This is a genomic window from Trinickia violacea, from assembly GCF_005280735.1.
Taxonomy (GTDB): domain Bacteria; phylum Pseudomonadota; class Gammaproteobacteria; order Burkholderiales; family Burkholderiaceae; genus Trinickia_A; species Trinickia_A violacea.
In genome coordinates this window covers 724037-747337 of the sequence record NZ_CP040077.1, presented here as the reverse complement: position 1 = coordinate 747337, position 23301 = coordinate 724037, and the positions used below count along the sequence as shown (strand labels likewise).

Here is a 23301-nt window from a genome sequence, read left to right as displayed (position 1 = left end):
AGACACCTGTATATTTATACAGTATCCTATCCCAAAATCGCCGGTAGTGAACTGGCACTTTTTGGGAGCCTGTCCTCATGGATACCCGTGTTCGCAAGCCGGTTGGTCACCCGATGCCTGAGTTGGCGGCATTTATCGCGGGCCTGAAGGCCGCGTTCGGCGATGCGACCATCGACGAAGCGGTGCAACTCGGGAAGGCGGGCGAACCGACCTTTTTCGCACGCGAAAACGGGCGGTCTGTAGGAACCGCCAGCCCACCTAGTCAGAATGCCTGGCCGGTAGACAATCGCTTGCATGACCGGCACTATTGCGCGGGCTGTAACGGCGCATGCATCGGCCAGGACGTCCGGTGCAGTCAAGTAACTGAATTTGCCTTGAAGGTAGGGAGCTGAGATGTGGCGAATTTTGGGTGTGACGCTGCTGGCAGGCGCTTCCATCGCCAATGCTGGTGAACATGTGGTCGAAGTTTGGAACCCGCCAGAGGCAAGGCAAACGCCGCACGCCAGCAGCCACACGTCTCACAAGCCGGCATCACGCCGAGTGTCGGTAGACCGCTCGGCAAAGTTGAAACCAACCTGCAACATGGCCAGCGCCCCGAAACCGATTAAGCATGCACACGTGGCACACACCGTTCCCATCAGTACAGCCCCCCGGGTACAGAACCTCCCGCCTTTGCTGACGCCCGAAGGTAATGTCTTGCGCGTCGGGACACAAGGCGCTCAGCCGCAGGTAGCCCGCTGATGGAAGCGGAGCATTACAAGGAATATGCAATCTGGGGCCATGCCATCCGGCAGGGCCACGGGTATGCCGCCAGCGGCACCATCACACGAAACAACAAACTCGTTGAGACGTCGGGGGTGCTGGGCGTTGTCGAGACGGAGGACGAGGCAGAGCTTGTTAGTCTCAACTGGTGCCGCGCCTGGGTAGACAACCACGGTTGAGTTCGACGGAGAGAGCCGTCGGCAAGCTGCATTCGGCACGACCGGTGTCTTGGCGGGAACAGCATCTTCGGGAATCGATATCGACGCTGACGCTCGGGATGACGATACTGAGCGCATTGCGAGCCGCGCCGCTGATGTCGGAAGTGGGCTGGGCCCGCGCGCGAAATCTGGTGAAAAAAAGAAACCCGCCAAGCGGCGGGTTGAATCCATATCAGGAGGAGACATGGAGGAGACGAAATCAGTATAAACCCTATGTTTTCCGCCCGCAACCCGGCAAAATGTCTTTGCTGTTGCACTTCGGTATATAGGGGTAGGCCGGCCCAAGCCCGACAAGACTTTGCGAACCGCCCCTCTTTAAAATTCCCTTAAAATCAGTCTGAGCCAACGCCACGCGATTGTTGGGCGGCCTGGTTAGTGGTTGCTTGCCTCGGCTCTCACTGCTTCGCCCCAGCGTCTGGCGTCCCGGGCCTCTGTCGCTATCCGTTCCGCCGCTCGATGGCATAAATCGACGGCGCTCACCCTACACTTGCTTGGCAATAGACGGGCTCGACCGACAGCGTTATCGCGAACGTGGACGCTTGACGACGCCCCTCGGGTCCCCAAAACTCAATCGCCCCATCCTGTCTGACGACAATTACCTCCTTGGCGCCGCCTCCCAGGTACGACGCGACTCTACGTCCCATCTCGCGCGGCAGGTCGCTATCGAGGAGCACTTCAACACAGAGGTCGGGGACAAACGGCACCGGGCCGTCCCGGTCGAGACCGTCCCACTTTTCGGGCGGCATCCATACGACGTCCGGGACCCGGATGCCAAATGACGGCGTCACAACAGGCACTGACATGGCGGCCAGATGACCCATTTGGTCGGCCAGCTGACAGTAAATGTCCGTGAAGGCCAACTGGCGCGTGCCCGACGGGCAACCATTCACCACCACCTCACCGAACGCGTTCAACTCGTACCGGTCGCGCATAGCACCCTCCGCTGTCGGGACGAGGCGATGCCATGCAGCAAGCAATCCGTTGCGGTCCAGCACGATGGGTGTGTCCATATTCGTTTAGCAGGGAATTTACCTAAGCGTATACCCTCTATTTGCCGTTTAACAACATAAAACACTTGTTTCTCGCTGTGCAGCGCACAATTGGAGCCAGGATTTACGAGGGCTAGCATCCATCGTCGAGCATTGAGGACCCCACATGCATGCGGTCAAGTCCTTGCTCTATGGGGCTCTTTTCCCTAATGCTGAGGTGGTTTCTTAGATTCAGTGTGCACTGCAACAGGAGTAAAGTGATGAAAACCGATACACGAGGTCTCGGAAGGACATTGGGCGGCGTCAATCGCACCCGTGACTGCGGGGTGTCGAGGGCGGTCGCGACCCGGAATACAATGCGCTTGGCAGCAGAGGAAGCCGCTATGGAGGCGGCTGTACCAACGGACGCCCAGCGCGTCCAGTCGCGTGCGCCGTCGGTGGAGATTCGTCTCCTGCGAAGGCCGAAGCGAACGCTCGACTGAGCTAGGGGGAGACGCCCGCGAGTGAGCGGGAGTCCACCCAGCAACAGGACCCTTGCCTGAGCCCGCGACAATCTTGAATTCCGCTGCTCGCCTACCATCGTGCCAGTGCGGCGTATTGTGCGCCCTTCACGCCGCTACACACCAGGAATTCGTTGCAACTTTGCCCGGCGAAACACGCCCGGGCAACGCATTGGTGCGGGTCGGGCGCGCTCTGCCCGCTGACTACAGGAGTTCCAACATGAAACTTGACGACGCCACTTTCCGGCTGCTGCGCCGTCTCGCTCCGGTTCTCGATGACGTACTCAACGCAGGAGAGGTCGAGCACGCAGACCAGGCCATGGACCTGGCATCACTTGCTCAGTTATGCTTACAGTTGTCCGATGCGTACCACGACCAACACCCGGACGACACTGCGCAAGCGCGCCTCGACGCCCTCGAGTCGCAGTAACACACTCCCTCTGGACTGGCTGGTGGCTTCAGGTATCGGCGCTACAATCGAGGGGTCCATCGCATTGACCTCAGAACATGACCGCCGCCCCCTGCGTACAAGACGACTTTCTGCAGGCGCTCGTAAAGGACAAGACCACCGTAAACGTGTTCCTCGTGAACGGCATCAGATTGAGCGGTCAACTGGCCGGCTTTGACCAGTTTGCAGTTCTGCTGGAGTCTGGTCCAAGCGTGCAACTTGTTTTCAAACATGCCATTTCGACCGTGATGCCGGTCAATGGTAGGAGCTCGGCTCGCGACCCGAGCGGACGCGCCGGTGAATAGCGACGAGCCAAACAATTTGCGAGCTCCCGCCCGATGAGAACTGCGATGACATCGCTGTGGCCTACTCTTGACCTGCGCATAGCCACGCGACGTCCACGTGGAGAAGTTCAGAAAGGCGCTCACAATCCGTACTCTTCGGGACAGTAACTCCGGCGCGCCAAAGGGTCACCTCGTGTTCCGCGACGCCGAGTGACCTGGCCACCCGACCGGAGGTCACCTTTGCGCGCTTGATGGTCATGTCCAGCCGTGCCGCAAAGGCCCGCCTGGAGCCGTTGTGTTTGAGAGTGCCTTGCAGATGTACATCAAGATTCAGACGTCGATTCATGGAGTGCAATGCTCCGCGTAACTCGTCCCGGCCAAACGTAAGTACTTCGAGCTACGTAGGTGTGACACGATTTCGGTCCTGTTTGGCATCATCTCGCTTTGGTCTCCAGGCGGTCCGGGAAGTTCCAACGACGGAATATCGGCCTGCGTGGAAAAGAGCCACGTGCTGTTCCGCGAGCTCGTCACACATCGCAATGATGGTCGCCGGGCGAGCGTCATCGCAATAAGGGGCGCAAGCGCATCCAGTGGGTGGCGGCGAGAAAAGAAACACTTCGTCAAGGATGCTCCGGATAGGCCGATTCAATTGGCATCCCGACCGCTACCGTCCTGTAATGGAATCTTCGTTGTTTGCAGCTCTTGCATCTGTCGACGTCCGCGGAGGGCCCTTACGCAGCCCAGCGCCGAGGACGTTGTACGGACAATCGCGGCCGAGACCAATACGCCTGCTGAGCCGGTATCGAAAATGTAGCCGACACTGGAGCTTCCATGCGACGTGCTTCATCAGTTGGTCACCGTTGCCGAACATGCCGGGCGTTGGGCACACATTTTCAGGAGGCGAACATGGCTGATTTTCAGGCACAGGCTGCTACAGCCCAGCAAGCAAATCTTGACTTCTTCTTCGGCCTGGCCGGTAGCATGCTGGAGGGCGAGGAAAAGCTCATGAGACTGAATCTGGATACGGCGAAAACAGCGCTTGCCGATTGGTATCAACGCGTGCAAGACGGGCTGCCGAAACAGAACAGCCAGGAAGTTACTGGTCTGCAAGACGCGCTCGCGCTGCCCTCGGCGGAGAAGGTCCTGGCGTACGAACGTCAGGTTGCCGAGATTGCGTCGTCCACCCAAACGCAACTGGCAGAGGTCGTCAATGCGCGGTACCAGGAGGTCAGTCACCAGGTTCAATCGTTCGTCGAGAATCTCGCTCAAAACGCCCCGGTCGGCTCGGAAGCCGCAATCGCATTTCTGAAACAAGCTATCACGCTGGCCGACACTGCTCAGGAAAGCGTGCAAAGGGCAACGAAGCAGGCCGTCGAAGTCGCGCAAAGTAACGTGAAGGCCGCAACGAAAGCCGCATCGGAGGTGACCGAAGCGGCCGACCAGGTAGTCGAGAAAGCGGCGAAGGCGGCGAAGCAATAATTTGAAGGAACGTCGAACCCGACGTCGTCGCACAGCGCAGCCAGCTTACCCGCCTGGCCACACTGCGCTGTAGCCGCTACCGGACGAGCCCAACTCTCGAGAGCGCCGGCCGCTCATTCCGGCGCACGTGATGTCCGTCCACGTCTGTTACCCGGTTCACGTCCGAAACCAGCACACCTAGGGAGACCGTGTCACGGCGCATGGCTGAAGGGGCCCAATGAATGGAGCAACTGCGATGGATGACCGATTCGATAGACGAGAACTGCTGCTTCACCTCGGGGACATGCTCGAAGCTTTGAGCTGTTTGACCAAGACGGGGCGGCCGGATGCGCCGGTGGCTCAACTTGCGAAGGAGCAGGATTCGTTGCAGGACTTCGGGTATCTCCAGGCGCTTGCCCCGCAAATGACCATGGCCGAGTTCGGGACACGGGTCGCGAGCGCGCTCTTCCTGTGGCCAAAGGAACTGCTCGAGACGGAGCTCAACCGCAATGTGCTTGCGTCGACCATTCAGCACGACCTGTTTGACGGTAATCCAGCAGGCTGGAAGGCGTACGTCGCCAACATGCAGACGAAGGTAAGCTGGTTTGGGACCGGACTTCCCGAGATGAAACCCGGAACTTCAGAAGAACCGGTGCCCGCTGGCGCTGACGACGCAAGTCCGGTCGACGCGTCGGTCGAAGCTGCTCCGCTTACAGAGTGGGATGCGGCCGACGAAAAGAAAGGGTGGCCTTGGCCTCAGCCAGGCTCGACGTCCTGAAGCGACTCCTGCTAATCAGTTCCCAGCATCATGTCCGCAAGCTCGATGAACGAACTCCTGCGATTCATTCCGCCGAATTTCTTCTTCTCCGTGCATAGCGCCAATCTCGTCGGAACACAGAACATCAGCGGATTATTGAATTCATACCTCGGACATCGCACCGCGGGAGACTGAGCCGCACCATCAACCATAAATCGCTGCAGTCATCTTCTTTCATTTCTCCCGCCCCCTGCTATCCCGACCAGCTGTCTGCGCCGGCACACGTCGTACACGGGTACAGACTGGCCCCGAACGCGGAATCCCGACGGTTGATGTCCCTGTGGGCGACTGACTCAGACGCCAATTCTGATGTCGGCAAAAACAGAGCGGTTTTCGGGTGCCCGGATACACAGAGGTCACTCCAATGTCATGTGGCGACGCTATAGTCCTGCGTTCCCCGTATTGCGCTTATCTTCTGCCGTCGCTCGCCATCGCGCGAGCACGATAGGCTGCGTGCGCAGCTATCATGGAGACGCCTGATGAAGAAACCGCTCAGTCACCACGAGATTGCAATGCTGTTGGTGTTGTTCAGCGCGCCCGCGCAAGTGGCGCTCGCTGACCCCGAAGCGCTCACGCTTCGGCAGGAACGTTTGGTGGAAGTCGTGCGAACGACTTCCACCGATGCCGAATTGAGATTGACCTCCGAGGGCGAGGCGCTACTTCAACGTCTCGGGTTGACCGCACCCTAAGAACCTGTTCACAAAGACAACGCGTCTCGGCGTTCAGCGCCACAGCGCTCCGAAGCGGCTTTTGCAGTCCGGCACCTGCATTTTTTGCCGCATCGCACAATCCAGAGAAATAAATTCACCGTCAACTTCGACAGATTGACGGGTAGCAGGGTTTCCCCCGAATATGGCCGAGCCTCAACACTGGCGGGGTTCTCATGGTTGCTCTCGCACTCCGCTTAGCACCCGTGCGCAACAAGCGATTGACATTCGCAGTCCCGGCTCTAGAATGGGATTTCGCTGCATTGCACCAATTGTTCGTATCTTAACTCGTCGTTCGTCATTCCGTTCAGCGGTCTTTCGGACATTCACCACCCACCCCGATGGAGTTAGTGATGAGCAGTCTCGACCTCGAACAAACCGTAGCCACGCAGAAAGCGAGTCTCGATAGGACGTTTGGGCTCCTTAACAAAGCTATCGCAGGCTTTCAAAAGTTCGTCAGTCTGAACCGACAGGAATTTAAATCAACCCTTGCTGAAAATCAGGAAATCGCAGCCAAGGCGTTATCGGTGAAAGACCTGCAAGAGTTGCTTGCGCTGCAGGCAAGTCAGGTGCAACTAGCAGTAGAAAAAGCGCAGTCATACTGGCGGCACGTTTACGAAATCACAGCCATCGCCCAAGCCGAATTCACTGAGACTATTGAAGCCCAGTTCAACCGATACCCGCGCGATGTCCAAGCGTTCATCGACAACCTCGCAAAGAACGCCCCGACTGGGAGTGAAGCCGTCCTGTCTGCGTCGAGGTCTGTTATGGAAACTGTCAGTTCGGCGTCGGAAGCGGCACGGAAGGCCGCGAAGTTGGCCGTGGAGACTGCTGAAAACAACGTCAGTGCCGCGCTCGATGCTCCAACAAGGTCCGCCAGGCCGGACGTTGAACAAACCGAAACGGATGAGAAAAAGTAGCGTAGCTGACGTCGTCCATCGCCTTCAAATGTTGAAAGCGAGCCCAGCTCGCTTTTTCGAGTGTTCCTTCTTTAGCGATAACCAACGCGCCGCAGACAACGTCGCGAAGCTATCGGCCTCAGCATGACACATTCTGGAGTTCACGCTTGCCGAAATATCCAATTTCAGAATTCACAAGCCAAAGGTCACCTTTGTAGTTGCGGTCGACCTTGAGGAAATGACAGCGAGAACCTGCGACAAGACCGGCGCCTTCCGGCGTTTGTAACGCGACCGCGACGCACCGACGCGCAAGTTCATGCTGGACCTTCATCACTGTTTCAACTGAAAAAGTCTGGGGCCTGCACGGAAGTTATCCGTATTCGGTCACGGCCTGCACCGGGTCTAACTGGTGCTGCCTCTGACTCGCTGGAGCTGAACATGAGGAGTACGGACAATAGGTCGCTTCGCTATCAGGTCGAAAAATGGCTTGCGCCGGCGCCCACTTCAGCAGTTCACGTGACCGAATTTGGCCGAACACGTTGGGGCCGGACGCGTTATGTGTGTGTCGAGACATCCTCACCGACCGGTTTGCGCGTGCTGTTCTTCTTTCGGCACGATGACAGCACTTGGCACGTGTTTCCACCCGCGGCCGACATGCAGAAATCGACCACAGGACGCATTGGCGTGTGACGGTGCTGCACCCAGTGGCTTCGTCTAGGATAAGAGAAGCGCGTGCGACGCGGCAAACCGAAGCAGGCTGGGTCGTCGAGTGTCGTGCGGCCGCCGCAAAGGCACGATAGTCCGGAATCCAGGAATTTGGGTCCACCGCTGATATGTGGACCGTGCCTCAATCCGCGCTCTAGGCATCGCCGGTCGACAACATTGACACATGACTCTCGAGTAGCGCACGAAGCTCATCAGAATTCGGACGTGTTCCCCAGTTTCGAGCTCCGCTCACCGAGGCGATGGCAATCCACGAATTCGGCGGAAACCACTCGTGAAGCATAGCGCCATCGCGCAGAAGGCGAAGGCGACCCGTCGCCGAGCTATAGTCGACGCACATTTCAATACCCCTCACTTGCGCGATGACTCGCAGGCAACGTGTTTGTGTCATCAGTCACTCCTATCGTGTGCGACGTGACGGACCGGCCGGCTGCACAACGACTGACAGCATGGGAATCGCAGCCCCAGTCTGGCGTCAAGATTCGCCATGGCGACGGAAAGCTTAGAGTCTACGGACGGAATTCGTGAATAGCTGAAACCAACGTATGCATTCGGTAACAGACCGTTAGCGATGCAACGCCGCTCTCGCGCGGAATCCGATGTCGCGTTCGAGGCACACACCGAAAAGCACGACGGACTTCCCCGTTGCCGGCCCGTTAATGAGGCGGCGAGTTGACCATGACGCGGTCGAATTCTTCGCGCGCACTAAGCAGTTCTTGCATCGCCGCCGCGAAGCGCGCGAGTTCTAGCGTCGATGGCTGTGCGCGTGGCGTGCTGCCGATGCGCTGTTCTAGTACAGCCGACGCGGCCTGCACTTCACGCGCCGCAGTGGCAATTCGCTCGAGCGCAATGGCTTCCGGCGAAACCCCGTTTCGTGTCGTCATGCCTCTGCCACCAGCGCAGCCCTCACTGCAACGTCCTGGCCAATATTGACATCACCGTCGTGGTTTCGTTTCCAGGGCACACACAGCCTGGCGGCTTCGGCGCGTTACGTCCGCACCTCGAAATCAGCAGAGGTCAACACAATCTGTTCGTCGGAGTGTGCGCGCAGCTTCCTTTCTGCTACGGCAGTGATACGTTTGCGGCCATCTGCGAACGCTTTGAGAATGCGTGCGTCACCGGCTCCTGGTTGCACCCAGAAGTGCTGTTCAAGTGCCTCACGTAAGACAGAACACTCGGCTTCACGTCCGTGAATCGAAAGGGTAAATATCACGCTCCGATTGTCCGGTGCTAGGCTCGGCGGTGCTTCGAGGGCTTCCACGGTCACGACTCGTCAAATTTGATTATCGGGTTACCCATATCGTACTGGAGACCCCATAAAAATCTCAACGAAAGGAGCGGAATATCACCGGCTTTTGTCTGATGCTCAAACGGAGCGTGTTGATGCGAGAGATAGTCACGGCTGGCGCAGCGGTTCTCGCGCAATGTTCAGATGTTCGGCGGCGCCGATTACTGGTAGTAGAGGTCGCTGCTTGGGCCGGAGTATCGAACATCAAGCCACGACCCGTCCTTGAAAACAATCCGTTTCACGACGCCGAAATCCAGAACGGTATCTACCGCGCTTCGGTTCACAAAGACGCCAGGGCGTTCGTCGGGAAGAACGAGCTGCATGAGTGGACTCAACGCTTGCGTGGCGTCGAAGAAGTTGGGTTCGCACGACGGTTCCTCTACCTCCAACCAATAAGCGAGCGCAGCGCCCGGGTCCCCGGCATCGCGCGCAAGAAAACGCAGCGTCCTTTCGCCGACAAGATAAAAGGATGGTTCGATGGATGGCACATCGCGCATGTATGTCTCCGTGTATTTCGAGTGAGCTTCGCGACACCCAGGCTGGTCGGCAAGTACGGTTTCGCAGCGCAAATGCGGTGCGGGTCCAGCAGGCGGCGTGCTTGAATACCTGTTCGTCGTAGTAAGTCCGGCGCCCATTGCAAGCGCCGGAGTTCATCGGCTTAGCATCGTCTTTCAGGTGCCGGCAATCGCTAGCACATGTGCAAGCCACCGTTCAACGAGAAGTCGGCTCCCGTCGCGAATGCCGCTTCATCGCTAGCCAGCCAAGAGACAATCGACGCTATCTCAGATGCCTCTCCCAGACGGCGCACCGGAATGCTCTGAACGATTGCCTCCAATACTTCCGGACGCACTGCACGAACCATGTCAGTCCCGATATACCCAGGGGAAACCGTGTTTACCGTGATGCCCTTGGTCGCAACCTCCTGGGCAAGCGACATCGTAAAGCCGTGAATGCCCGCTTTGGCCGTCGAGTAGTTGGTCTGGCCAAATTGCCCCTTCTGCCCGTTCACGGACGAGATGTTGATGATTCGGCCCCACTGCTTACCGACCATCTCCTCGATGACCTGCTTGGTCACGTTGAACAGGCTGGTGAGGTTGGTGGCAATGACGTCGCTCCAATTCTCCCGTGACATCTTGCGAAACACGCCGTCCCGCGTGATGCCGGCGTTGTTCACGAGCACGTCGATGTCGCCGACCTCCTTCTTCACCTTCGCAAAGGCCGCCTCAGTCGATTCCCAGTCGGCGACATTGCCCTCCGACGCGACAAAGGAGAAACCCAGTTCGGCTTGCTCTGCCAGCCAGCGAGCCCGTCGCGGGGAGTTCACTCCACAGCCCGCCACCACCGTGAATCCATCCTTGTGCAAACGCTGGCATATTGCCGTTCCGATTCCCCCCATGCCTCCGGTTACATATGCAATCCGCTTCGTCATGTCTCTTACTCCTCGGTTAGGGTTTGCGTCCAAGATTTTCGTGCACATTCAACGGTAAGGTCCTGGAATTCACACCATTTCGTAGCACTACTACCTTTCTGCTTCAGTTCGAGGTACATGATGACGGTCCATGCAGCGACTCCAAAGCGCTTCAGTTCAAGCACGTCTCTTCGAGCAGCGAGCGTGTCCCGGCATTAGACTAAAGGTCGCCGAACTCGGCCCGCCTAAGCGGCACCTTCAAAGGCAGCGGCAGCGCCCGGTGTGTGGCCCGTGCAAAGCCAGTAGACGTCAAGATTGAGAAAAGCGGCAATCCGCGTGAAAACATTGAGCGGTGAAACCGTGATGCCTTGGCGCCAGAACTGCACCTCGCTCTCGCTCACATTGAGCCACTTGGCGGCCCGAGCGGAGCTGATGCCGGCACGCTTAAAGGCAGTATCAAGGCGTGCAGCAAGCGCACGCCTCAGGCTGCTGTCCTCGCCGCTACGCTCGAGGTGCTCGATGGTTTGAGCGCGTCGATTCATGTTGTTCGATATCTCTCAGGAATGTTGTTGTAGTTGCCGGCGCACCGGCTAACGCTAGCCACTCGTCTTGGCAATTTCAAGTCCGGACACGCGGATTGACACAAACGAACCCAATGTCTTTATCGCTAAAACGTATCTAGCACGGCCATGCAAGATGGCGGCTCGCGGCATGTCCATGCGTATCGTCGTTACGCACGAACAGGCCTCGACCCGACGGCAAGCTAATTCGATGGCTCGTAGAGAGCCATTTGTCTTTGATAAAGCGTGATGAGAGGCGACGGATTACCGCGGCTGAATATTGGCCGCTTGCTTACCCTTCGGCCCCTGCTTGACGTCGAACGTCACCGGTTGGTTTTCCTGCAGGGACTTGAAGCCTTTTGCCTGAATTTCGGAGAAGTGCGCAAAGAGGTCCTCGCCGCCATCGTCCGGCGTGATGAACCCAAAACCCTTTGCATCGTTAAACCACTTGACTTTACCTGTTGCCATTTCCTGGATTTAAAACAATCGTTCTATTGTATTGACTACACGTCGCCGAAGCGGCGACGGCTGCGAGAGACTACTTGTAACACAAGGAAATGAGTATAAGACATGCGAGTTTACGCCGATGTGACAAGACTTAGCCTTGTCACAATTGACCTTTTCGACATACAGGCTGGACATTTTTGCTAAGCGTTCAAACGTCTAAGAAAAAGTGACCGAATCCAAAACTTTTGGAGTTTTTATTACCGGAAACGGCGGCTCTTAGCGACAACATCCAGCTAATGCTTGGACTCCGGTACCGTACGCATGAGAGCTGCGACGCTCATCTCTTCGTCAAGCTCAGGCCAAAGCAGCTGTTGATGGTCAATAGAAATCGCGAAGTGTTCGCGTTCGGCCGCAGTGGCCACGTCGAGTACAGGAAACAAACGCAACGGCAAACGAATTTTCCGCCCGTCAGACAGTTCGAGGAATAGGTGCGTGCTATCAAAATGCACGTCAACCGCGTCGACACGCATGGCCGTCTCCTTGACCTGATGGCGGCTTAAAGCATAGGCCGCTGCTAAGGTCCATCCAAGCGAAATTGCCCCGGCCGACCGAGAGACGCGGGTGCCAACAGGACAAGCCATCACCACGAATTGCCTTGAACGCCCGGTCTGTATTCGGGACAACCTGCAACACTCAATGAACAACGGGCGCGGAGGACGTCCCTTCGTCAAAATACATGGGCTCGAGCGATAGCGACACGCCGAGCACTGAAGCTGGTCGCCGGCCTTCCAGCCCCCAGAATTGAACCTGCCCGCACCGGTCAATCACAATGACTTCGCGGGCGCCGCCGCCCAGGTAGCTTGCGATTCTCCGGTCGAGCTCCTGCGTCCTGTCCGTGTCAAGCAGCACTTCAACACAAAGGTCCGGGACAAAGGGCACCGGGTCGTCATGGTCGAAGCTTTCCCACCTTTCACACGGCATCCAGACAACATCCGGCACGCGGATACCAAACATCGGAGTCGTCACAGCGACGCACATCGCAGCGAGATGCCCCATCTGCTCGGTGATTTGGCAAAACACGTCCGTGACCACGATTTGGCGACGCGCTGACGGTTGGGAATTCGTCACTTTCTCGCCGCGCTCGTCCAACTCGTTGCCGTTGCATTGACCAAACTCATCTCGGTTGGTCAGGCGGCGCCACGTCGCCAGCAATCCATCGCGTTCCAGGAGAGTAGTCAAGTACACACACCTCTCGTAGGGGATTTGCTTAAGCGTATACCCTCCGGAACGGGTTGCACAACGGACTTCGCAAATTATGTATGTGTGCACCGCACAATCGACCTAGCTTAAAAGCGCGCCGTGGATGGGGTTCGTTTGCGGAACGACCGGCGCGAAGCTTGTGCCGCCAGACGGTGCAGTCGAGAAGCCAATCGTCAGAGGAAGGTGCGTCGAAAATCCAGAGCGCTGAGTCAGCAGCGGATATCGCGCTGGCCTTTGCATGAGAGGTCGACGGTACAACGTAGGACCACCCAACACTGCAAGGGGGACGAATTGCCTCGCCACGAAATTATGGATACGCAGGAGCGCGTATCCGGAACCCGCAGGAAAATCACAGCACATCGCCTTTGACTGCGAAGAGGCCGCGCTCGCGCTTGCCAAAGCAAATTTAGAAACAGCCCGTAGGCTAGGAATCGATATGTCGTTACTCTGGTCTGCCCTCCGCGTCGCCATCATCGTCTACTTGGTGGCTATAGCTGCTCTCTACCTTTTTCAAGACCGCCTGATACTCCCTCCAGCGCCTCGAGCAACAGCTCTCCAAGTTGGACGTCACGGCGACTTTCAAGTGCAGCCTTGGCAATCTAACGGGCGATTCGCGGGATATGTCGTCAACCCAGCCAACCAATCGCCTCATGGCACTGTCGCTATCTATCACGGCAATGCCGAGTCTGCCGAGGACAAGCTGCGGCTTGCCTCGGTATTCGTCCATGCCGGCTATCGTGCATTGCTGGTCGAATATCCCGGCTACGGCAGGCGAGAGGGAGCGCGGACAATGAAAGCCGCTCTGGCAGCATCGCGCAGTGCGCTCTCCGACGCCAACGCCCAGTGGGCGGGCCCCATATTTCTTGTTGGCGAATCACTCGGTGCGGGTATGGCTGCGCAAGCTATCTCCGGCCAGGAGTCGTCCGTCGCCGGCGTGCTGCTCATCACGCCATGGGATTCGCTCGCCAGCGTCGCAGCTGAAAGGCTGACATGGTTTCCAGTTCGCTGGATATTGCATGACCCGTTTGACTCAGTCGACGCGCTGAAACGATTCGAAGGCCCCGTCGTCGTAGTCGGCGCTGCGGACGATACCGTCATTCCGGTCTGGCACGCCGAACGGCTTGCACGACTTCATCCGCATGCGCAATTTCTCTCATTGCCCAACGCGAGCCACGACGGTTGGTTTGAATCGATGACGGCCGAAAACTGGGAGATGGTGCTGAATTGGATGCAACGCTGATGGTAGGCGACATCCTCGGTGTCATTGGCTACCGCTCCCGGCAAACCGAAGACTTGCCGGCACGAATGTGCATCATGTGAAGGACCTCACGGCCAACCGGCACGGCTCTAATTCGATGCTCCAAAGTGCGCACTTCGTTGTTGCCAGACCTGAACCAAGGCATGCCATCATGCGTATACGTGGCGAACGAGGCGATTGAAAATTGGCAGCAGTCGCGTAACTCGGGCGAAAACGATACCTCGTTTTCCGGACAATGGCAGCTCTGCTATCCGTTTCCCCCCGGGACATGCGAGCCGCTGCATCTAAGCGCCTTCGCAGGTACCTCATCATGATGGAGTACGCGCATGGAATCAGGCGATAAGGACGAGCCGCTCGAAACCCGGCTGGTACAGGTGCGTGGTGAAGTACAGGGTATCGGCTATCGGGAAGCGTGCGTACGCCGCGCCAAAGCGATTGGCGTAACAGGCTGGGTTCGCAACCGGATGGATGGTTCGGTGGAGGCGATGCTGCAGGGCTCTCCGGAGCAGTTGGCGACCATGTGTGCCTGGCTCAGCGAGGGGATGTCCGCAGCGCTTGTCGACGCGCTCGAGGTAACCGAGGTGCAGCCGCCGTTTGCTCGTTTTGACACCTTCGAGCGGCTGCCCACCCAGTGAGTGATAACAAGTAGCGACTCTTGGAGGACTCGCTTTTCTACCGTCCCTGCACTCGCGGCATTCCTGTTGATGGTTCGACTCAAGGGAGACTCAGAGTTGCTAATCGTTGGCGGCGCTTCCCGTCGACTCAGGTGTCCTGCGTTAGCGGTTGTTCGGACGATAACACTGGAGATTCGCGCTGCAGCTTGGCCTGTCGCCGCGCCCAGATTACAAATCCGAAATCTTCGGGTCAGCGTAGCGTCAAGCTTGAAAGGCCAGGATTGGGACATAGTCTTGCAGACTAGCGCGGCGCCGCCCCCTCGGCCGGTTCCGCGTCTCGCGTTCCTAATCTGGGGAGAGACATCTCGTCCGGCAAATCGAACAGTTGACGTCGGCACGATACAGCAGAAGTAACGACTCTCCTCACGCTTGTCTGAAGCCTGATTTGTGCTTTTTGAAACGCTCGTTTGCCTCCTTGCACGAGCAGGCCGGTGCCTCGGGTCTCAAGTGCTTGTGTTGCAGCGTTACAAGGGGAAAACCATCGCCCTTGTAAACGTAGATACGTGGAAAACCATCTGGGTTAAACAGCAGATGCAGGCACCGTTGTTCCTCGTATTTGCCAAGCAGGGTTTGAATTGCGTCGCTTTGTAATTCAGCCCGTTTATTGCGCGAAGCCCAAATACTGGCAAATTCCACCGTGTTTTTGTCTGCCGGTCCTTTCAGGCCGTGTCTATAACAACTAAGGCCGCGCAATCTTAATGCGGATGCAGACTCAAAAGGTCACCACGAGTCGCACTCGACCAAACGACCGTTTTAGCAGGCATTGGGCAAGCTAAAGCGTGAGCGCGGACGCTTGTGCTTCGAAATCGCGTAGCTTGCCCCGTCAGTTGGCTCAAGTCTGAACACGGAGCCAAGGTATCGATTCGCCCGAATAGCAGTCTCAAAATATTTTCGGCCAACTTATTACGCCATTGCTGCCCGGCATCGCGTTGGTCATTGTTCGCTCGCTCTTGCTCCACGCGATTTCGTTTCTCCACCAAGAACGCGCTTTGGTTCGTTGAGTTTGTCATGAATGATTTGGTCCCGTTCATTAAGAAAGCTTTGCAGACCGCAGCAATCGTCACCTTCCTTGGAACGGCGTTAGCTGGATGCGGTGGCGGTGGCGAGAGTGCCGGTGCGGCAGCCACCCATGATGCGGCTTCGTCGACGCCGGCCAATGGGGGATAGGACGCGTTAGGGCTCCGACGCCCATCCCTAACCGCGAAGTCGCGACGCTCAATAGAGGCTCTATCAAAGGGAGGCAAGCAGAACAGGGGTTGAGCAGCAGGACGTGCGAGATTTTTTAACAATTTCGCTAACCGATTGTAGACAGGAGATGAACATGTCTAGCGGATTATTCAAGAAAGCGGCGGCCGCCGCGATTGTATTGCTGTCACTGAACAGCCTAGCCCTGGCAGAGGACAACGCATGCACAACCGCGACCCTGAAAGGCGCATACGGCACGTCGATTCATGCGCAGTCGCTCGGAATCCTCACAGGGACCGCCCCAAATCAGGTGCTCCACCCCTATGCCGCTCCCGTTATTATCGACGCCGTTGCCCTGCCGACATTTGATGGTGCCGGAGGAGGCTCGCAGGTTGACTTTGCAATGTTCAACGGCATGGTAAGGCCAGGCTCGCCGCCCGATTCCTTCGCGTCCAACGAATCGCTTTCCTACAGTGTGAGTTCGGATTGCACCGGCCAACTGACCGTCACTTTTGTGAACAATGGCAACACGCTCACGCAACAAATCGTTGTCGTCGACAACGGCAACGAAATCTTCGGTGTCACGAGCTCACAGCATCTTACAAGTGGCGCTCCCGCGCAAGATGGGACACTTTGCAACAGCACCACCGGCGGTTGCGACATAGCCATCCAGGCAAGCGCTCATTCTGTCAGAGTCAGACAGGGGCACGAGCAAGCGCACTGAGTCCACGGGATTTTAGCCGGCGCCGCGGTCGGGCGCCCCCGGCCGCCACTTGGTACGGCGGCCGGTATGCGAAGGCTTCACTATATCAGGATAACTGAACATTGAATTTTGATGAATGTAGGATTGCCATGGCTCAGTCGATTCAAGCCCGCGCGCGTAGCCTCGCAATTTTGCTCATTGCCTTTAGCGTGGCGTCGCTTGGAAGCCAACAAACTTTGGCACAGTCTGCGCCGCCCACCAAGGTTTCCTTTGAAGTGCATGCACAGAACTCGAAGTTCACCCAGCAACTCACGTTGGATGTCGGCGATGTGCCGGGTCATACCGTCCGGCTTTTCGAAATTCTTCGAACTTTTCCTGAGAACCCGCCTGGCTTTGCCGGCGTGCAAGTCAAAAACTACTGGACTCGAGGCGAAAGTGACACTATGGGCGGCAATGGTCTCGTTTTGGCCTATTACGTCTTCAACATGGCAAATGGCGAGAAGATTTTTGGCAAGTTCGAAGACGTAGCTCAAGCGGCTGGCCAGTCGTCCACCACTCGAACTGTCGTGGGTAACCTTGTGTTCACAGGTGGGACAGGCAAGCTGCGCCGGATTCGTGGCACGTTGCGCGTATTAACCGATGTCGACATTTCGAAAGGGTTGAATGACACCAAGTGCGAAGGCCAGTACTGGATGGAAAAAGAATAATGTCGAGTCCAAAGCTTCGTGACGTTGGACGTTATCCGCCCTGTCAGCAGATGCGACATATCGAGGCCGCTGCGCAACGAGGTGCCGCACCTCGCCCCCGCATTGCCACTTGCCGCACACGGCGAGCAGAACATGAAAACTCATTTCCCGCGCTTCCTCGCAGAGGCGACTTCCGCTGGAAATACACCGCCCCCAACCGCTACGCGACTACAACAACCCATCTCCGCGCAATCCGGCGTTATCGGCACTTCGTGCAGGATGCTGCACCGCGCCTAACGCGAATGGTCTTCCTGCCGTGCGAGCGGGCTGCCCGCAAACGGGTCATCGCGCCAATCCACAGTCTCCCGACTCGTCCGCCGTGGTGCCGAAAGCAACCATCATGTCGCGCGGCAGTCGGCCTAAACTTCAAAGCAATATTCTCGTCTTTTTCGCCCTCCGCCACCTCCCGGCCCTGCATCTTCGGGCGTCTCACTCACCTGCTCGACATTGAACTTGTCGATGAGTGCTTTTACCCCCGCTCGTTATCGGACTGTGGCTCCGGAAGCGCATCTTCCATCGCCTTCGGAATCGTCGCTTTGCTGCCCTCGGCGCGCTCCCAGACACCCGAGGTTGGACTCGCGCGAGAGGTTTGCTCCTCCTGCCCGTGCTTTAAACCCTTTCGCATAGCCGTTTACGTGGGCGTAGCCCTCTCTGGAGGCGTACAGGTCGCTGTTTTTGCGTCACGTCGGCGCCAAACCCCTTGTTTAAGGACCTCGCCCGTTGCGGATTCAAATCCGAGTTGCTACGCTAGCGCCAACCTGAGGATTTGGACCTTTGCGCATTGTCGGTGACTACGCAAAGGCAAAGGTCTCAGGTCAACCTTTGACCAATGACGTGGAATCTATGGCAACAACGAGTGCAACGAAAGCTGCAGCAAAGCCGGCTCCGAAGAAAGCGGTGACTCCGGTCGAGAAAAAGGCGAAGGCGCCGACGGTGAAAAAGGCTGCGGCTCCTGTGACGAAGAAGGCGGTCACCGCTGCGCCGCTGAAGCCCATCAAGGATTCGTTCACGAAGGCTTCGCTCGCCCTCCACCTTGCCGAGCGCGCAGGTGTCGAGCCGAAAGCCGCGAAGGCTTTGATGGCCGCACTGGAAGAAACGGTGCTCGCGTCGGTCCACAAGAAGGGCGCGAAGGAGTTCACGCTGCCCGGTCTGCTGAAGGTTGTTGCTCAGGACGTGCCGGCAAAGAAGAAGCGTTTCGGCAAGGACCCGTTCACGGGTGAAGACAAGTGGTTCGCCGCGAAGCCCGCTTCGGTGCGTCTGAAAGTGCGCCCGCTGAAGAAGCTGAAGGACGCCGCGCTCTAAACCGAGCCGCTTGGAAGGAAGCCCCTCTAGACGGAAGTCTGAGGGGCTTGTTTGCTTCTATGCCGTCACTATCGGGCAGTTAGCAGAGGACGTCCGGCGTGCGTTGATGGGTCGCGCCCAAATCGCCATGACGCGTCACTCATCGCTTGAACCGCCGCGTCTTTTCAGGCCGGGTTCTCACCGAGGCAATCGATAGGGTCTGCTATGAGGGACTCGAGTTGTCGCATGTGACACTGGATGCACGCATCTCATCCCCAGCCGTGCGCCCGCTTTCCTGACATGACCGCCGACTATCACACCCTGCGCTGACTTCCGTAATGCGGCGTTACGACTCTGGCGCGTCCGTTGCACCTGTGTCCGGCATCGCTGCCTACACTTCGAGCCGTAGTCACTAACATTGCACTCGACGTGCGAGGAGTATGAGATGAACAAGAAGGTACTTGGTGCAGCACTCGGCTTTGCTGTATTGGCGCTATCGACAGCGGCGTCAGCATGTGATGACGTACCTGTGGGTGTTGGAATTTCCGGCCCGGTTTATGCACGGCCGGTAGCAGTGGCTTACGGTGGGTACGACGATTGGCGCGCGAGGGAATGGCGCGAACGCCGGGAGTGGCGGGAGCATGAATGGCGCGAGCGTGCTCGCTGGGGCGGCTATTGAGTTCCGTCGATAGCTATAAAGTCCGCGCGACACCGGCCCAAAACACGTCGCGGTCCGGATGGCCCAGCGGACTCGACATTCGAGGTGCCACCGGGCAAGTGACCGCGACCTTTAGGCCGCCGAGCGCCCGACTCGACCGTAGATGGCGAAGTAGTCGCCACCGATTCTGCGGCCGATAGTGTTCGTCCTTCCTGAGCTAGGGCTCGGAAATCTCTCCGTCTAACAGCCATTGACGCTCACTTTCAGATAGCCGGTTGATTCGGAGCGTGCCAGCTCCCTGCAGCCCGCTAAATGTTCCAGTCGCGCCGCTGATTTCCCAGAGGCCATTGAAAACAGAGTGCGGTTCGCCGGCTTTGGTTGACACAGAGATTTGCCGCAGTTGCGTCTTGAGATACAACAAGTTGCCCGGGCCACGGGTGATAACGAGATAGCCGGTTCCTCGACCATTGGCGTTCGGTCCGAGCGTTACCTCGTGGAACCCCCATTCCTGCACCATCGCCCCGCGAAGCATCCCGCTGTCCACCACCCGCCCCGTTCGCCGGACTAGTGCGACATATCGGTTGCTGCCATCCAGGAACTCTAGCTTTGTGTATTCATTTGGCTGGCCGGGCTCGCCCTTTTTGATATCAAACCGGAGTTCGGCCGAAAACGCCTTCGCCTGCACCGACGGGCCCATGGATAACCAGCATGTTGACGCCAGTGCGAGCACCGCCGACCACTTTCGAAAATGTCCCATTCCTCCCTCCTCGGGCCGCCAGGTACGATAAATATAAGACGCATCACGTCCTTGTGGAAGTCAAGGGCATCTTCGAATTTTCCTGAGTGTCTCGGCTACGTGGAGGACGAACTGTCTGGAATCGATGACGCGACCGCGGCGCTGAATCAGCTTGTCGGGCTCGTCCACAAGCATGAAGCGTCACGACTTCCAAACCGGGGCGCCGGACAACACGTGCGGAGCGTAGGCGTTGGCTTCGGGCGGAGCGAATACGGTGAAGTGTTAGTCTGAACCCAACATCGCGTCGTTCTTTCGCCCGCCGCACGCTGGGCACAATTGAGGCAGCCCTGTGCGCAGCCCCTAGCCACAATGCAGGGGTTAAGGCCTATCTCCATCGGCACGGTCGTTGCAACGGGTAGCTGCGTCAACAGGAGGTTGCCGTCATGAGCATCTTGCTGGGTGTGGCCAAATCCAACGCGACTCGCGTTATTCACTCGTCGCCGTCGCTGCTACCTCGCTTGCGGCCGTGTGCGGGACCGGCAGCTTCAAACCCCCTTTCGCATGGCCGTTTACCTGCAACGAACGTGAGGACAGCGGCAGGTACGACCTTCCTCATGGAAAAATCTACCATTCAGTTACCCAACCGGTTTCTACAATCGATGACAACTCGACGGATTGGCTCATTGCCCACATGCAACGAAAGCCGTTCCGTGACGTCAAGTTGATTGCTTCGCAAACGGATTGATGGGCTGAACCTTCCAGCGGTCCTTGACTCGCTCCAGCATCTGGCATGTGCCCCAATCAGAAACCAGCGCTTCAAACCCGCGGACGACATCCGATTCCATGGCTTGCACACCGGCATCGCCATTGAAATTGGCGCTGAACGCAGAGTGGAAGCGATACTGGAAGTAGGCAGAGACCTCGTGGATGCGCTCTTGCGTACCCGAGTCCGTGAACATCACGGATTCAGGCGAGAACGGGTCGTAGTAGATGACATTGGGGTAGTCGGTAGCCACAGCTACGCATGGGGCATCACTGACAAGCAGCGAGCCGACCAACTGGATAGACCCTTTCATCCCCTTCGGGGTTTTGAATACCCAAATGCGCTTTGGCAACCGCTCTGCGAGTTGAATGACTCTCGTATTGTTGGAGCCAAAGTAGCCAACCTGGTTGTTCTTGAGGTTCTGCTCGAGCTTCTGCCAGTAGTAGAAAATGTCCATTCGGTGTCTGCTATTCGATGCTTGGTTCACTGCGGTGCTTAATCAATGTCGCAATGTTACTAGAAGCCGCTTTTATCGAGCACGGACCGGTTCGAAATGGTTCACACCGTTATGCTGCCATCCGATGCTCGTAGTACGGCCGGTCCCTGTCATCAAGGATGCCCGACGCGCCGCACGCGTCGCGTTCAACGTCTGCGCTGCTCCCTCCTCAGATGGGCGTCGTCATCCTCAGCGATGTCGCAGGTGCCATGAACCAACCATTGCACGACACCACTGCGTCGCCAGCCAGTAGCGGCCGGACCTCCGGACGAACGGGAATAGCGCCAGTATCAATATCGAGTACAACGTCCCGCTGCCGAGCAGGTAGACAATGAACAGCCATTTGTTGAACGTGGAGCGCATGGTGAGCCAAATGAAGTGGGTCTGGCAGCGGCGGTTTCGTCGCTACCAATAGCGACTGCCCGGTAGGCTATACGTTCGCGCGTTGGCATCTCGGCAGTGGCCTGGCGCAGCAGGCATCGCCGAAGCGGCTTGGACCCGGCAATTGAGCGGCGTCGATTCTGCGCATACCTGGGAGCCGGTCGTTGCATCACCGGCACCCCAGTTTCACGCCGAGTCGACGGCGCGTCGAACGATGATTGCGCCAGGCATTCATGCGAACGAGTCGCCGCGGTTCGCCATATGTGAACCTCATGTGGACGACATGTTTTCAAGACCGAACATCCGGTACGGCGGCTACATTGCCTTCTTCGAAATACATGCGGTCAAGTGATAGCGCTATCCCGAACATCGAAGCTTGCCGCTGGCCCCGGGCTCCCCAGAATTCAATCTGTCTCCGCTGGCTGACAACAATGACTTCAGAGGCACCGCCTTCCAGATAGCCTTTTACCCTTCGGTCGATGTCCTGCGTCCGGTCGCTATCCAGCAACACCTCGACGCACAGGTCTGGGACAAACGGCGCCGGGTCGTCGCGGTCGAAACTTTCCCACTTGTCCCACGGCATCCACACGACGTCCGGAACCCTGATGCCAAATGACAAGGTCGTAACTGCCACCGACATGGCGGCAAGGTGACCAATCTGTTCGGTGAGGTGGCAGTAGACGTCGGTGAGCACTATCTGGCGCCTGGCTGACGGGGCGCGATTCAGTATCGCTTCGCCGAGTTCGTCTAGCTCATATCGGTGGCGCCCGGCAGGTTCTGCTTCGGGAACAAGGCGATGCCACGCGGCGAGAAGTTCGTGGCGGTCCAGAAGTGCAGGTGTGCCCATAGTTGTCTCGCAGGTAAGTGACGTAAGCGTAAACCCTCTGGTCGGGGCTTGACAATTGGTATGTAATGGTGCGGCGCACAATTTAGGCTATGCTAGTCGAGATGCAAACAAACGCGCTTTTACGTCGCCGGCACCGACTGGCGCGGCTCGTCCCCGTACGCTGTATCCACTCGCAGTCTGATGTTCATCTAGTTTCTCAGATTTATTGTGCGAAGCAGCAACATCCGCACATGAGAGGGGCATTCGAGCGCCTAACAATTTGATGCTTTACGATGTCAAGCAGTCGATTGACTGAGAGGTGAAAACCGGGCCGCCAGAGGAAGCATCGGGTCTGAATATACGGACCATGGCGGCGCCCGAGCGGGCAATCCGCACCCTTTTTTTGGCGTGCGTGCCTCGAACCTTGGCATATGAATACTGGCTCCATAGGCCTGCCCGGATGTTATGCGTCCCTCATGGGCAGAGACATTCAAATAATTCCTTGGGTCCGCGCCAGCAGGTCCGACCGGCAAGGCAGCAGGCCGGGCGCAGCCAAAAAACCGTGGGGAGGTGCCCTTGAGCATTCGCTCTACCGGCCGACGAAAGGAGGTTCAACATGAAACTTGACGACGCCACTTTCCGTCGATTGCGCCGTCTCGCTCCGGCCCTCGATGACGTGCTCAACGCAGGAGAGGTCGAGCACGCAGACCAGGCCATGGACCTGGCATCACTTGCTCAGTTATGCTTACAGTTGTCCGATGCGTACCACGACCAACACCCGGACGACACTATGCAAGCGCGCCTCGACGCCCTCGAGTCGCAGTAA

Annotated in this window: 29 protein-coding genes and 1 pseudogene; 16 read left to right on the top strand and 14 right to left on the bottom strand. The window is 57.7% G+C overall.

The window, feature by feature from the left end:
• Nucleotides 1-77: 77 nt before the first annotated feature.
• Both FAZ95_RS03420 and FAZ95_RS03415 read left to right on the top strand, forming a co-directional pair.
• Nucleotides 78-392, top strand: a complete 315-nt coding sequence (locus FAZ95_RS03420; protein ID WP_137331158.1) for a hypothetical protein — start codon at nt 78-80, stop codon at nt 390-392.
• A 348-nt stretch (nt 393-740) separates the two neighbouring features.
• On the top strand, nt 741-941 hold the full coding sequence (locus FAZ95_RS03415; RefSeq protein ID WP_137331157.1) for a hypothetical protein: 201 nt from the start codon (nt 741-743) through the stop codon (nt 939-941).
• A gap of 515 nt (nt 942-1456) precedes the next feature.
• Here the strand turns inward: FAZ95_RS03415 and FAZ95_RS03410 are convergent.
• A complete protein-coding gene (locus FAZ95_RS03410) occupies nt 1457-1990 on the bottom strand; it encodes a Uma2 family endonuclease (RefSeq protein ID WP_137331156.1) in 534 nt (177 codons plus the stop codon).
• A 699-nt stretch (nt 1991-2689) separates the two neighbouring features.
• Here FAZ95_RS03410 and FAZ95_RS03405 point away from each other — a divergent pair.
• From FAZ95_RS03405 to FAZ95_RS39895, 7 genes are all read left to right on the top strand, one after another.
• Entirely contained in the window at nt 2690-2899 is a 210-nt protein-coding gene (locus tag FAZ95_RS03405; RefSeq protein ID WP_137331155.1) for a hypothetical protein, read from the top strand.
• A 77-nt stretch (nt 2900-2976) separates the two neighbouring features.
• Nucleotides 2977-3222 (top strand): RNA chaperone Hfq, encoded by a 246-nt coding sequence (hfq, locus tag FAZ95_RS03400; RefSeq protein ID WP_175425509.1) that lies wholly within the window; start codon nt 2977-2979, stop codon nt 3220-3222.
• Between the two features lie 885 nt (nt 3223-4107).
• On the top strand, nt 4108-4680 hold the full coding sequence (gene phaP / locus FAZ95_RS03395; RefSeq protein ID WP_137331154.1) for a TIGR01841 family phasin: 573 nt from the start codon (nt 4108-4110) through the stop codon (nt 4678-4680).
• Nucleotides 4681-4915: 235 nt separating this feature from the next.
• On the top strand, nt 4916-5437 hold the full coding sequence (locus FAZ95_RS03390; protein WP_137331153.1) for a hypothetical protein: 522 nt from the start codon (nt 4916-4918) through the stop codon (nt 5435-5437).
• A gap of 518 nt (nt 5438-5955) precedes the next feature.
• Nucleotides 5956-6165, top strand: a complete 210-nt coding sequence (locus FAZ95_RS03385; RefSeq protein WP_137331152.1) for a hypothetical protein — start codon at nt 5956-5958, stop codon at nt 6163-6165.
• A 371-nt stretch (nt 6166-6536) separates the two neighbouring features.
• Nucleotides 6537-7103, top strand: coding sequence for a TIGR01841 family phasin (gene phaP, locus FAZ95_RS03380; protein ID WP_137331151.1), 567 nt, complete (start codon nt 6537-6539; stop codon nt 7101-7103).
• A gap of 417 nt (nt 7104-7520) precedes the next feature.
• Nucleotides 7521-7772: a hypothetical protein gene (locus FAZ95_RS39895; protein WP_137331150.1), complete on the top strand. Its 252-nt coding sequence runs from the start codon at nt 7521-7523 to the stop codon at nt 7770-7772.
• A gap of 689 nt (nt 7773-8461) precedes the next feature.
• On the opposite strand, the gene FAZ95_RS03365 is transcribed toward FAZ95_RS39895, so the two are convergent.
• The 8 genes from FAZ95_RS03365 to FAZ95_RS03330 all read right to left on the bottom strand — a co-directional run bounded on the left by FAZ95_RS03365 (nt 8462) and on the right by FAZ95_RS03330 (nt 12747).
• Complete coding sequence (locus FAZ95_RS03365; protein WP_137331148.1) at nt 8462-8689, bottom strand: hypothetical protein; 228 nt, start codon at nt 8687-8689, stop codon at nt 8462-8464.
• Nucleotides 8690-8793: 104 nt separating this feature from the next.
• Nucleotides 8794-9066, bottom strand: a complete 273-nt coding sequence (locus tag FAZ95_RS03360; RefSeq protein WP_137331147.1) for a DUF1488 family protein — start codon at nt 9064-9066, stop codon at nt 8794-8796.
• A gap of 188 nt (nt 9067-9254) precedes the next feature.
• Nucleotides 9255-9590: a hypothetical protein gene (locus tag FAZ95_RS03355; protein ID WP_137331146.1), complete on the bottom strand. Its 336-nt coding sequence runs from the start codon at nt 9588-9590 to the stop codon at nt 9255-9257.
• A 191-nt stretch (nt 9591-9781) separates the two neighbouring features.
• Nucleotides 9782-10522, bottom strand: coding sequence for a 3-ketoacyl-ACP reductase (locus tag FAZ95_RS03350; RefSeq protein WP_137331145.1), 741 nt, complete (start codon nt 10520-10522; stop codon nt 9782-9784).
• A 224-nt stretch (nt 10523-10746) separates the two neighbouring features.
• Nucleotides 10747-11043: a helix-turn-helix domain-containing protein gene (locus FAZ95_RS03345; protein ID WP_137331144.1), complete on the bottom strand. Its 297-nt coding sequence runs from the start codon at nt 11041-11043 to the stop codon at nt 10747-10749.
• Between the two features lie 282 nt (nt 11044-11325).
• Nucleotides 11326-11529: a cold-shock protein gene (locus tag FAZ95_RS03340; RefSeq protein ID WP_137331143.1), complete on the bottom strand. Its 204-nt coding sequence runs from the start codon at nt 11527-11529 to the stop codon at nt 11326-11328.
• A 272-nt stretch (nt 11530-11801) separates the two neighbouring features.
• Nucleotides 11802-12038, bottom strand: a complete 237-nt coding sequence (locus FAZ95_RS03335; protein ID WP_137331142.1) for a DUF2442 domain-containing protein — start codon at nt 12036-12038, stop codon at nt 11802-11804.
• A 163-nt stretch (nt 12039-12201) separates the two neighbouring features.
• On the bottom strand, nt 12202-12747 hold the full coding sequence (locus FAZ95_RS03330; protein ID WP_254699799.1) for a Uma2 family endonuclease: 546 nt from the start codon (nt 12745-12747) through the stop codon (nt 12202-12204).
• 457 nt (nt 12748-13204) lie between these two features.
• On the opposite strand from FAZ95_RS03330, the gene FAZ95_RS03325 reads away from it, so the two are divergent.
• Nucleotides 13205-14008 carry an alpha/beta hydrolase gene (locus FAZ95_RS03325; RefSeq protein ID WP_137331141.1) on the top strand — a complete coding sequence of 268 codons (804 nt, stop codon included), beginning with the start codon at nt 13205-13207 and terminating at the stop codon, nt 14006-14008.
• 344 nt (nt 14009-14352) lie between these two features.
• Nucleotides 14353-14661, top strand: coding sequence for an acylphosphatase (locus FAZ95_RS03320; protein WP_137331140.1), 309 nt, complete (start codon nt 14353-14355; stop codon nt 14659-14661).
• A 402-nt stretch (nt 14662-15063) separates the two neighbouring features.
• Here the strand turns inward: FAZ95_RS03320 and FAZ95_RS03315 are convergent, their stop codons facing one another.
• Nucleotides 15064-15336 (bottom strand): hypothetical protein, encoded by a 273-nt coding sequence (locus FAZ95_RS03315; protein WP_137331139.1) that lies wholly within the window; start codon nt 15334-15336, stop codon nt 15064-15066.
• 685 nt (nt 15337-16021) lie between these two features.
• Here FAZ95_RS03315 and FAZ95_RS03310 point away from each other — a divergent pair.
• The 4 genes from FAZ95_RS03310 (at nt 16022) to FAZ95_RS03295 (ending at nt 19294) form a co-directional block, all read left to right on the top strand.
• Nucleotides 16022-16609, top strand: coding sequence for a hypothetical protein (locus FAZ95_RS03310; protein ID WP_137331138.1), 588 nt, complete (start codon nt 16022-16024; stop codon nt 16607-16609).
• Between the two features lie 128 nt (nt 16610-16737).
• Nucleotides 16738-17295 (top strand): hypothetical protein, encoded by a 558-nt coding sequence (locus tag FAZ95_RS03305; RefSeq protein ID WP_254699798.1) that lies wholly within the window; start codon nt 16738-16740, stop codon nt 17293-17295.
• Between the two features lie 882 nt (nt 17296-18177).
• Nucleotides 18178-18636 carry an HU family DNA-binding protein gene (locus FAZ95_RS03300; RefSeq protein ID WP_137331137.1) on the top strand — a complete coding sequence of 153 codons (459 nt, stop codon included), beginning with the start codon at nt 18178-18180 and terminating at the stop codon, nt 18634-18636.
• Between the two features lie 424 nt (nt 18637-19060).
• Nucleotides 19061-19294 (top strand): hypothetical protein, encoded by a 234-nt coding sequence (locus tag FAZ95_RS03295; RefSeq protein WP_137331136.1) that lies wholly within the window; start codon nt 19061-19063, stop codon nt 19292-19294.
• A 196-nt stretch (nt 19295-19490) separates the two neighbouring features.
• Here the strand turns inward: FAZ95_RS03295 and FAZ95_RS03290 are convergent, their stop codons facing one another.
• The 4 genes and pseudogenes from FAZ95_RS03290 to FAZ95_RS03275 form a co-directional block, all read right to left on the bottom strand.
• Nucleotides 19491-20030, bottom strand: a complete 540-nt coding sequence (locus FAZ95_RS03290; protein ID WP_137331135.1) for a hypothetical protein — start codon at nt 20028-20030, stop codon at nt 19491-19493.
• 695 nt (nt 20031-20725) lie between these two features.
• Nucleotides 20726-21229, bottom strand: a complete 504-nt coding sequence (locus FAZ95_RS03285; protein ID WP_137331134.1) for a hypothetical protein — start codon at nt 21227-21229, stop codon at nt 20726-20728.
• 255 nt (nt 21230-21484) lie between these two features.
• A pseudogene (locus FAZ95_RS39890) lies at nt 21485-21631 on the bottom strand (lysophospholipid acyltransferase family protein); the annotation flags it as partial.
• A 307-nt stretch (nt 21632-21938) separates the two neighbouring features.
• Nucleotides 21939-22496 (bottom strand): Uma2 family endonuclease, encoded by a 558-nt coding sequence (locus tag FAZ95_RS03275; protein WP_254699797.1) that lies wholly within the window; start codon nt 22494-22496, stop codon nt 21939-21941.
• 595 nt (nt 22497-23091) lie between these two features.
• Here FAZ95_RS03275 and FAZ95_RS03270 point away from each other — a divergent pair.
• Nucleotides 23092-23301: a hypothetical protein gene (locus FAZ95_RS03270; protein WP_137331133.1), complete on the top strand. Its 210-nt coding sequence runs from the start codon at nt 23092-23094 to the stop codon at nt 23299-23301.